We start from the raw sequence: 10,953 nt of genomic DNA, 5'->3' as shown, positions 1-10,953 counted from the left end.
CGTGCAACAAAAAGCGAAGCATCCTCTGGTCTCCCCCGTGCAACAAAAAGCGAAGCATCCTCTGGTCTCCCCCGTGCAACAAAAAGCGAAGCATCCTCTGGTCTCCCCCTTTTTAAGGGGGACGGAAGGGGGATCAAAAGGGGGACGGAAGGGGGATCAAAAGGGGGACGGAAGGGGGATCAAAAGGGGGACGGAAGGGGGATCGAAAAGGGGGACTTTTATCTACTGTACTTTATTACAGCGCTTTGCGCTGTAAGTGCTGTGATGAGGGGGAGCGGGGGAAGCTGGGGTTGTAGAGACGTTCCGGTGGAACGTCTGGGAGCGGGGGGAGCTTACTGAATAGGTGTTGTGGTGAGGATAGGTAACAGGAAACAGGCACAATGTAAAAGTTTCAAAGCCCTGTCTTAGGCAATAAAATTGCCCCACTAAAATATAGATGTTATTCAGCAGGAATGTCTTCGCTTTCAGAGTCATTCGGCGCATTTTCAGGTTCTGTTTCCTCATTGGGAGAAGCCGTTTCATCCTCTATTGACTGCTTTTTCTCTTCAAAAGAGGACGGCTTTTCAGGAGAGGGAGATGCGGACGGACTTTGGTTATCCGGTGTCGGTGTTGGTTCAGGCGTTGATTCTTGTGGTTCAGTATCAGAGTTATTAGGAGTAGCTTGGCTTTCCGGGGGTTCTGTTTCCTCTGTAGTCGATTCTGTTTCAGATGCTGATTCATCGTTTTCTGTATCCGATGATTCTGTTTCTTCGGTTATAGTCTCTTGAGGTTGCTCCCATTCGGATAAGGGACGATTGACAGCATATTCAAAGTCCATGGGGACTAAAAAAACATTAGATTGCTGGGATTTGTCGGAAAACGGATCAACTTGAGCATAGAGGAAACTGTTATTAAAATCTGGCTTACCTAAAAGAATTTCATGGGTTTCATCGTTGTTAAGTCGCACTGTTACCATGGCTTGGGGTTTGTCTAAGCCATAGTCTTTCAGGTTTTCCGGGGGGACATTGGGAATTATGCGATCGCTCTTTCCTTCAACGAGTAAATTCAAGAGAAATGCAACCGATGGATCACTGGCGGGGACATCTTTCGGTTCTGTCATGCGCCAACCGGGTTCTGGTTCACTTACCCGTTCAAATTTTCGGCTTTCTTCCTGGATATAAATGTTAACCCGTTGAATCTCATCTTCTTCAAAACTAAATAGTTGCTTTTCGGCTTCCTTCGCGGCTTCCCGTTGAGGAGTTCCTACGATTTCATAAAAATAGACAAATCCTCCCAGGAAAAGGGCGACAATTAATAAAACCCAAGTAGTCTTCTGTAACTTCATTTGTTATTCGTCATTGGTCATTCGTCATTGGTCATTGGTCATTCGTTATACTCGCATAGCGCAAAGCCAGCTACGTCATTTGTTATTATTCCTCTGCGTACCTTTGCGTTAACCTCTGCGTCCCTCTGCGTTTAAAAAAACATAATTCCGATGCGAACTATTTTATATCACTTGGTCGGGGCGGGTGTAGGGTGCGTTAGCGTTAGCGTAACGCACCATTTCAAAAGATAGTAGTAAAACCCGCCCCTACAGACATGGGATGGTTTTACCGCCGTAACCACCACAGCATTCCTGCGGTCAAAAAGCCAAATGCTGGAACAATTAACAGGGCTAACCATCCCAATATTCCGGATTGGACGGGTGTTAAATTAATTCGGCGGTCTTCGGGTTCTTTGGGACTAATCGAAAGGGCTTGTTCATCTCGCTTGCTTAACCAACTTACGGAGTTGATAAAAATATCAGGATTGAGTTGCTGATCAAACCAACTATCTGTGGCAAAGTTTGAATTACCATACACAATTAATCGTGATTCAGCTTCGTCTTCTTGAGACTCAGACTCATCAGTCTGGATTGGTGAAGGTGAGACTTCTGGAGAGTCCTCTGGCGAAGCCGTTGGAGATGCTTCGGGAGTTTCCGCTTCGGGTTCATCCGTGTCTTCTGGCGACTCTTCGGGAGTTTCTTCCGCTTCGGGTTCATCGGTGTCTTCTGGCGACTCTTCTGGAGTTTCTTCCGCTTCCGGTTCATCGGTGTCTTCTGGCGACACTTCTGGAGTTTCTTCCGCTTCCGGTTCATCAGTTTCTTCACCTTCAGCTTCTGGAGTTTCTTCCGCTTCCGGTTCTGATGGTGGTGAAGCGCTGGAATCTTGACGACTTAACGCCACCCCTAATACTAAAGGACCGGGGCGATCGCCTTCTTGTTCGTTGAACTCCAACGGTTGTTGTTCTGGCGTATTTTCCGCCCAACTTTGGGGACTTGTGATCACCAGAGGGGTTTCCTGAATCCCTTCTACAGGTTCCATGTCCACGGGTTGCGCTAAGGGATAAATCGAAAAGCCAGTTCCAAAATCTTGGGTAATTGGATGATCGCCATATTGCGTAACCAAGGGGGTTGCTGGACCTAAACCGACTAACCTCCCTTGACCCGACGCATCAATCACAATCTGATTGGTCAACGTCACTCCCCAATCGGAGAGTAAGGGTTCTAATCCGGGATTGGTATCGGGGTCTATCATCACTAACAGACTTCCCCCATCAGCCAAATAGTCTTCTAACGCTTGCACTTCCGGTTCAAACAGCGCTCGTTTCGGTCCAGCGATGACGATTAAAGACGCATCATCGGGAACGGATGGCTGTTCAGCCAGATTAAGGGGTTCAACCGTAAAGTTTTTCGCCTCCAACGCACTCACGGCTTGAGATAATCCCGCCTCGTCTGACGCTTCTAAGGGGCGTTCACCATGACCTTGGAGAAAATAGACCTTATCTGTGCGATCGCCTGTGATGCGTTCAATTGCATTGGTTAGCTGAACTTCGGATAACCGTTCCCCTTGGCTGATGGTTTGGACTAACTCCCGTTGATTCCCATATTCTAAGTAAACCTCCCCTATATAATTTACATTAAACTTCTGGGCTAATTCAGGTTGTAGCTGGGGGTCAACAAACTCAAATTCTAAATTTGATCCATAGCGGCGGTAGTTTTCCAGAAGTTCTTGATCGGCGGGATTAGCAGGACTCTCAAACACCCAAACTTTCACGGGTTGCTCTAAATTTCTCACCACCTGCTGGGATTGGGGTGAAAGGGTAAATAGTTGATTTTCGGTTAAATCAATCTGTACCCCATAACGCACGCCTAAAAAGTTAATTAACCCGATAATCACAAACATGGCTAAGGTGGCGATTATCGCATTGGTTCCCACCTGGGTAGAACGGCGTCCCCAAAAACCAGGGGCGATTTGATCCAGAAGTAGGAACCACAAGCCAATGATTAATAGCCCCGCAATTAGCAGCGCTAAGGATACAGGAGACCACTCCCCCGCCACTTCTTGGGCGGTAAGTCCCATGATTGTCAGGATCGGTCCGAACCAAAATAGATATTTTAAATACGTCCACTTAATCGGCTTTGTTGTCATAGTTTATAGCGTTTTGATTGTGTAGGGGCGGGTTTTACGATTATTGTTTCTGACCTAACCCAGATTTGACTAAACCCGCCCTGACTGAGTGATAAAATAGTTACAGGTTTGTCATCAATACCAAAATGCTTAGGGCGCTAAAGCGCAACTACGAACTTAAGATCGCTGGAATCGGAACGCTTCAATTGACTGAGCGGTGAGGAATATGCCCAGAAAGATATAACTAGCAAATAAAATAAGACTACTGGTATCGAGAACACCCCGAACCAAATTGGTATAATTCTCCATCAACGATAAATAACCTAACGCTTCCCCAAAAGCACCACCGATAATATTAGCAATTAAATCAATTACCCAGAGGAATAAGATTAAAACAAACGTGAGGAAAGCTGCCAAAATTGAACTATCGGTTAACGAAGAAATAAACATTCCCAAGGAAAGCACCGATGCGGCGAGTAAAATTAATCCAGCATGGGCTAATAAAGGAACCCACGGTTGAATCGGCGGATTTGCGGCATTCAAGGCAATCACTTCATACAGGAGTAACGGTAGCACCATAATCGTAAAAAAGGTTAGCACACCTAATAGTTTTCCCAGGGCTACCGCCCAATTCGTCACTGGCGACGTTGCCAATAGTTCTAACGTTCCCCGCTTGCGTTCCTCCGAATAGAGTCCCATGGAGAGGATGGGGAGAACAAATAAAATTAGAGACCCCATAACACTCAAAAACATATTCAAAAATTCATAGGCTACATCAACAGGGGGTGTCGGCATTCCCAGTTGATCGCGTTGCGCCACTTGCTGAATAATCCCATCGGGACTTAATAGAATCCACACGAAAAAGAACCCCGACAATAGCCAGAAAAACCCAGCCACTATATAAGCCAAAGGTGAAGCAAAATAGCCCTGCAATTCCTTGCGGAAAATTGCCACAATATTGCCAAAGAGTATACGCATTAACGATCTTCTCCTGATTGGGGAACGTCTGACTCAGGGACTTTTGATTCAGGGACTTGGGATTGAGAAACATTGGATTCAGGAACGTCTGATGGAGAATCAGAGATAGGCGATTCAGCTAAATTGTTCCCTGTCTCTATTTCCAGGTTCTCCGCCCTGCGTTCCTGAGTCGTCAGTTCTAAAAAGACATCTTCCAGGGTAGCGCGAGTGCGGCGCATTTCATGCAATCCGATCCCAGCACCCACGGTTACAGCCGCAATATCTCGTCCCGGATCAGTACCCGGTACTGTCACAATCCGAATTAAGGAGCGATTTGGGGGTAACTGTTGAGTGGGGACAATTTCGACTAAGCAGACTCCCTGCAACACTTGTAATAGCTTTTGCAGTTGAGTTGCATCCCCATCCACTTCTAACTCATAGCCCGCCCCTCCCGTCAATTGCGCCATCAAGTTTTCTGGGCTATTGGTGGCGACGATTTTACCTCGGTTGATAATCGCCACGCGACTACAGGTCATGCTCACCTCTGGCAGAATATGGGTAGACAGGATAATCGTATGTTCACCTGCAAGGCTTTTGATCAAGTTGCGAACATCAATAATTTGCCGAGGATCGAGTCCAACGGTGGGTTCATCGAGGATAATCGCAGGTGGATCATGGACGATCGCTTGAGCAATTCCGACTCGTTGACGAAATCCCTTGGAGAGTTTGCGGATCAAGACTTTGCGCTTCTCTACGAGGTTACAGCGTGCGATCGCCATCTTCACCCGCTTGGCGCGATCGCCTGCGGATACGCCCTTGAGACGGGCGACAAAGTACAAGAATCCCTCAACCGTCATTTCCGGGTAAAGGGGAGGGGTTTCGGGTAAATAGCCGATGCGTTGGCGCACCGCCAGAGAATTTTCATGGACATCATACCCAGCAATTCGGGCAGTGCCACTGGTGGCGGGTAAATAGCCGGCTAAAATACGCATGGTGGTCGTTTTGCCAGCACCATTGGGTCCAAGAAATCCCAGGATTTCCCCCGGTTCCACCTTAAAACTGACATCCTGAATGGCTGGAGTGACGCCATAGAGCTTGCTCAGACGATCCACTTCGATCATAAAGATTCCACTGGAGAGGATAGATATTTTTTTAGGCTAACGTTTATCAATCATACATAGTCCGACTACGGATCAACTGTAGGGGCGGGTTTAGGGAATCTGTAGGGGCGGGTTTAGGGACTAAATTCATATATTCACCACTAACGGAACAACAAAACCCGCCCTCCCCACCGATAAATGAAAAACAAAACCCACCAGATTGCTAACCGCGATCGCACCCACGCCGATTATCTTGAATGTAGCCCGGTTGTCTGGTTTACCCGGATGAGAGGGGTGTACTGGGTTTTAGACGCGCACATCATGCAGGTGCCAGCCGGGATTTGAGGGCGCACGTCGGGATTTGAGGGCGCACGTCGGTGCGCCCCTACGGTACGGGTTAAACCAATCCCCAATCCCCATCCTTTACTCTTGACAAACGCGCAACCGCTCCCGCGCTTCCGGATGCGTCGCCAGATAATCCTTGAGCCAATCACAACCAGCGGGTTTGGGTTTGAGAGAATCGGGCATGGCAAAGAAGAGCCCCTACATCAGGGATAATTGATGGGGTAGGGGCACGATATTATCGTGCCCTAATCTAGGGAAATTCAAGATCGCACGCACGCCGATTATCTTGAATTTAGCCCAGTTGTCTGGTTTACCCGGATGAGATGGGTGTACTGGGTTTTAGACGCACACATCATGACAGGCGCACGTCGGAATCTGAGGGCGCACGTCGGTGCGCCCCTACGGTACGGGTTCAACCAATCCCCAATCCCCATCCTCTACTCTTGACAAACGGGCAACCGCTCCCGCGCTTCCGGATGCGTCGCCAGATAATACTTGAGCCAATCACAACCCCGCGCCAAGAGTTCATCTAAATTATCAACTCGCTTTAACACGACTTGATTCCCCTGAATCAGGGCAATGGTGCGCCAATCGGGGCTGAGAGTCCCTCTGCCTTCAAACTGAGCAATCTGTTGTCCGCGTAAGTTCCAGAGGCAAATGGTCTTCCCTTCTGATACTGTCACAATGTGATCGCCTTTGGGACTAAACTTTACAATATTAACCTGACGTTGCTCAGGTTTGAATTCAGGAATTATGTTACCTTGAGTGTCCCAGAGTCTAGCTGTTCCCTCTTCTGATACTGTCACAATGCGATCGCCTTTGGGACTAAACTTTACAGTGTAGAATGAAACCTGATCAACTTTAAACTCAGGAATTATGTTACCTTGAGTGTCCCAGAGTCTAGCTGTTCCCTCTTCTGATATTGTCACAATGCGATCACCTTTGGGACTAAACTCTACGGTATTGACTCGACCCTGATGAGCTGAGAACTGAGTAATTTGCTGACCCTGAGTATTCCAGAGTCTAGCTATTCCGTCATCTCCTGTTGTAGCGATACGCTCACCTTTGGGACTAAATTTTACGGTATTGACTCGATCCTGATGAGCTTGAAACTCAGCAATGAGTTGACCCTGATCATTCCATAGTTTGACTGTTCCGTCATTTCCTGTTGTCGCGATGCGATCACCTTTGGGATTAAATTCTACGGGATTGACTAGATCCTGATGAGTTTGAAACTCAGCAATGAGTTGACCCTGAGTATTCCATAGTTTGACTGTTCCGTCATTTCCTGTTGTCGCGATGCGATTTCCTTTGAGACTAAACTTTATGATTTCGTATTCGCTGAATTGATTGCGCTGATGAATATTATCTAAAATTGTTTGTAATGCAAATAATGGGCTAATAGCAGGATAATTTTCTAAGGGGCGACCATCTTTGACTAGCTCTTTCAACCCTTGCCCTGCCTCCATTGCGGTCATCAAGGCTTCTATTTCCTGATATTCAAATTGTTTAATCGCTGCCACGCCTTGTCGTTCTAATTTTGTACCTGTCTGCGCTTCCTGAAGTCCGCCCCATGCCTTAAACCCTAACCATGCGACTCCGATAGTTAAGACTGAAATACCTCCTAGAACAACGAATCCTCTGCGAATAATTTGCTTAGTCCGCTGTTCAACGTTCTTTAACCGCTCCTCACTCCGCCGCCGTTTCTCCCGTTCCGCCTTTAATTCGGCAACAATGCCAAACCCTTCCTGCTGACGAATAAACTCGACTAAATAATCATGCACCAACTGATATCTATCTTCTGGCTTTTCCGGTACTTCCACCACCAACCCAGAACCGACAAAAATCTTCAGCACTAACTCCAACTGCTGACTATCCATCACCCAATCTAAGGGTAAAGCCGTTAACTCCGATACCAAATCACTACGAGTCTTCAAGGGACGAGTATTCTTTTCATCGGTCAACAAATACAACACCAACTCCCCGACTCGTTGATTCTCTTGCCCACAATCTTTAATCACGGCTTCCACATACCGCTTCACCAACTCATCCTTTGTCCCCCGTTGGCGATACTCAGCCAGGGTAGTAATCTCCTCCGCTTGCAATTGCGCCCCAACAATTTGCAACTCAATCGGGCGCACCTTCCCCGTATCCCCGGCTAAATCCTGCACCAACTGCTCGACTAATTCTGACTCTAGATGAAACTGAGAACGCGCGGTCAACTCCTGAATAATCGCCTCAGCATCCTCTGGGGCAAAATCCCCCAACTCATAGCGATTATGTTTATTCAGAATATCGTTATTAATAATGTCAATCCGTGCTAGTCGTTCGCACTCTAATAAATAATGGAGATAATCTTCCCGCAGGGATAAAATAATTTTGAGATAGGGAATATTCAGGCAATCACTCAAAAACTCAAAGAAGGGACGCCGTGCGGCGGTATCGGTACAGACAAAGAAAAACTCCTCAAACTGATCAAATATCAGCACGGTCATTAAATGACGCTGTTCATTCTGCCGTAGTTGGTTGAGGACGAGACCTAACCCCCCAGCCCCCTTCCCTGCGAGGGAAGGGAGAGTAACTTTAGAGGTCTTTCTATGAGGATTACTGGGGGGATTTATAGAAGAATCGCTAGAAGAATTGCTGGGAATATTTAGAGGAGAATTGCTAGGAGGATTACTGGGGGAATTTATAGAAGAAGCGCTAGGAGAATCGCTGGGAATATTTAGAGGAGAATTACTAAAAGTATGTCTATAAATCTTGCTCCCCTCTCCTTGTAGGAGAGGGGCTGGGGGAGAGGTTTTTCCAGCAGAAATACTCCCTTCTTCTGGTAAAAGAGGGGCTGGGGGAGAGGTTTTTCCGGCAGAAATACTCCCTTCTCCTTGTCGGAGAGAAATTGAGCGAGAGATTCCTTCCAACAACAATTCCGCCAACTCTTCCTGCCAATTGGTATATACCCGCAGCACAATCGGCAGCACATCAAACTCCCCCACCATCTTTTGTCCCAAAGCGGGTACTAATCCAGCATTCACTAGGGAACTTTTGCCCACGCCCGATTGCCCATGAATCACCGTTAACTTACAATCATCACGGGCAACTCTACCAATTAACCGTTGCACATCCTGACCCCGCCCCGACGCGGTAATCTCCAGCGCTACGGTTTCCAATTCTTCTCCCGGCAAAGGTTGCAGGCGACTCGCACCAATAAACGCCCGTAAACCCAACTGACTCTCTACCACCCCTTGGGCTTGCTTAATTTCAAACGCCTTTAAATACTGCTTTTGCTGCCAATAACTCTGGCGCAATTCCTTTAAAATTTGGATATAGCTTTGGGGATCATCCTGGGGGCGACTTTCCCGTCTCGCCCTCTCCAGCATTTCTATCGCCTGCTGGGGTTGCTGAAGTCCATTTAACGCCTGTGCCAAGCGCAACCGATACCCACCGCATCTGCTTTTCGAGGCTACCCTCTCGGCTTCAGAAACGCTTCCTGATTCCCGATTCCCCGTAGCTTCCTCACACTGTAACGCCTGAATTGCCCAATCTTTCGCCTGCTGCCATTTTCCCCTTGCCAGCGCCACATCTGCCAGAAACCCATAATCCTGCGCCTGTTGTGTGGCGGTTCCCTGGGTTTGATGCAGGGTTAAGGCTTTCTCGGCTAATTCCTGCAAAGTTTGCCACTGTTGTAATTGTTGCAGCACTTCGCCCCATTTGCTGATCCAGATTGCGACTAAATCCGGGCGCTGGGCGGAGTCTAGGGCGTCTATCCCCTGCTGAAAATAGGAATTAGCTTCCTGTAAATGGCGGTGAGAGTCGCGGCGATGGCAGTCAGCTTGATGTAAATACCCCAATCCTAACTGTAGGTTAACCGCCGCTAATTTTAATTGAGGCAGATGATTGTCCGGTGTAGAGACGTTGCATGCAACGTCTCTACCGATTTGATGCTGTTGATGGGCATAAACTGCTAAAGCAAACGAAACATTTGCCGCTAAATCCGGCGCTAACGTCTCCCCTCGTTCCTGCAACTCCCGTCGCGCTAATCCTAATTCCTGATAGGCTTGGGGATGAGTCCCGCTAAACCTTGACCAATCCGTTGTCACCAAAGCCGCCTCGAATACCGCCTCTGTCTCCCGCCACAGCCATGCGCGTAATTCTGCTGTGGATACCCGAAAACCAGTCAGCGTCGCCCAATTATAGAAATCCGGCGCAATCCGAATTATATTTCGCAATACCTCATCCGTCACCCAGATAAACACCGGAAACAGAAACGACTTGCCAAACTCATCCCGCATTTGATTACTCGCCGACAGCAAACCGGGCAAATTCTGCACCTGTTCCAATCCCACCACCATCAACGCCGAAGTTTCGCGATACGTTCCTTCGGAACACGCTGTGCGATACATTCCTTCGGAACACGCTACGCGATACATTCCTTCGGAACACGCTGCGCGATACATTCCTTCGGAACACGCTACGCGATCGCCAAATTCTGTTTTAATTTTGGTATACAGCCGTTGCTCATCCGCCGCCAGCCGCAACACTTGAAACGCCACTGGAGAATCCCGGCGCAACCGTTCCAGCATTTCCTCCCGCAACCTGGCATAATTGCAGCGCACCAGAACCAGGGAGAATCGGCGTCTACTGACAAACCGCATCACCCGGATTAAAGACTGCAACGCGTGATCGTTTTCAGCAGCGATAGATTCAGGATGATCAGAATGAGTCATAACTGAGACGAAACATAGACCGAGTGCGATCGCATACCGCTCAATTTAATTGTACGGTAGGGAGGGCATAGGGTAGGTGAGCAATTATTGGTGTCAACTTAACAACCCCTCACCTCCAGCCCCTATCCCACGCCAGCCCTCAGCCCTCACCCCCAGCCCCTCTCCCAAGCTTGGGAGAGGGGAGCAAGAGGGGAGTAAGAGAATCCGGTTCCCCTTCTCCCGTGCAAAAAAAGTGAAACATCCTCTGTCCTCCCCCCTCTTGTAGGGGGGAACGAGGGGGGTTGGGAGAAGGGGTTAGGGGATGAGGGGGAAAATGTCAAGGAGTAGATAGACACAGCTTAAAACCTTGCCAGCCTACTACTCAATCGCCTGTTGTAAGATTGCTTTATTCACCGAAGT

At 48.1% G+C, this 10,953-nt stretch carries 7 protein-coding genes; 2 read left to right on the top strand and 5 right to left on the bottom strand.

Features of this window, described 5'->3' with window-relative positions; translation table 11 throughout:
- Nucleotides 1–256: hypothetical protein (locus RIE73_RS16875; protein ID WP_446402280.1), on the top strand; the 256-nt coding region annotated here is incomplete at its 5' end.
- Nucleotides 257–439: 183 nt separating this feature from the next.
- On the opposite strand, the gene RIE73_RS16870 is transcribed toward RIE73_RS16875, so the two are convergent.
- The 4 genes from RIE73_RS16870 to RIE73_RS16855 form a co-directional block, all read right to left on the bottom strand.
- On the bottom strand, nt 440–1,324 hold the full coding sequence (locus tag RIE73_RS16870; protein WP_446402279.1) for a DUF4340 domain-containing protein: 885 nt from the start codon (nt 1,322–1,324) through the stop codon (nt 440–442).
- A 265-nt stretch (nt 1,325–1,589) separates the two neighbouring features.
- A complete protein-coding gene (locus RIE73_RS16865) occupies nt 1,590–3,449 on the bottom strand; it encodes a GldG family protein (protein WP_446402278.1) in 1,860 nt (619 codons plus the stop codon).
- Between the two features lie 156 nt (nt 3,450–3,605).
- Nucleotides 3,606–4,406 carry an ABC transporter permease gene (locus RIE73_RS16860; RefSeq protein ID WP_446388702.1) on the bottom strand — a complete coding sequence of 267 codons (801 nt, stop codon included), beginning with the start codon at nt 4,404–4,406 and terminating at the stop codon, nt 3,606–3,608.
- On the bottom strand, nt 4,406–5,506 hold the full coding sequence (locus RIE73_RS16855; protein WP_446402277.1) for an ABC transporter ATP-binding protein: 1,101 nt from the start codon (nt 5,504–5,506) through the stop codon (nt 4,406–4,408). The genes RIE73_RS16860 and RIE73_RS16855 overlap by 1 nt, the downstream gene beginning before the upstream one ends.
- A gap of 177 nt (nt 5,507–5,683) precedes the next feature.
- On the opposite strand from RIE73_RS16855, the gene RIE73_RS16850 reads away from it, so the two are divergent.
- The gene (locus tag RIE73_RS16850) at nt 5,684–5,830 is read left to right on the top strand and encodes a hypothetical protein (protein ID WP_446402276.1); all 147 of its coding nucleotides are present in this window, start codon (nt 5,684–5,686) and stop codon (nt 5,828–5,830) included.
- A gap of 437 nt (nt 5,831–6,267) precedes the next feature.
- On the opposite strand, the gene RIE73_RS16845 is transcribed toward RIE73_RS16850, so the two are convergent.
- The gene (locus tag RIE73_RS16845; protein ID WP_446402275.1) at nt 6,268–10,503 is read right to left on the bottom strand and encodes an nSTAND1 domain-containing NTPase; all 4,236 of its coding nucleotides are present in this window, start codon (nt 10,501–10,503) and stop codon (nt 6,268–6,270) included.
- Nucleotides 10,504–10,953 lie beyond the last annotated feature (450 nt).

Source organism: Coleofasciculus sp. C1-SOL-03 (genome assembly GCF_040220555.1).
In the GTDB taxonomy this organism is placed as follows: domain Bacteria; phylum Cyanobacteriota; class Cyanobacteriia; order Cyanobacteriales; family Coleofasciculaceae; genus Coleofasciculus.
The sequence above is the reverse complement of the archived record's forward strand: the minus strand, read 5'-3'. Positions and strand labels throughout refer to the sequence as shown.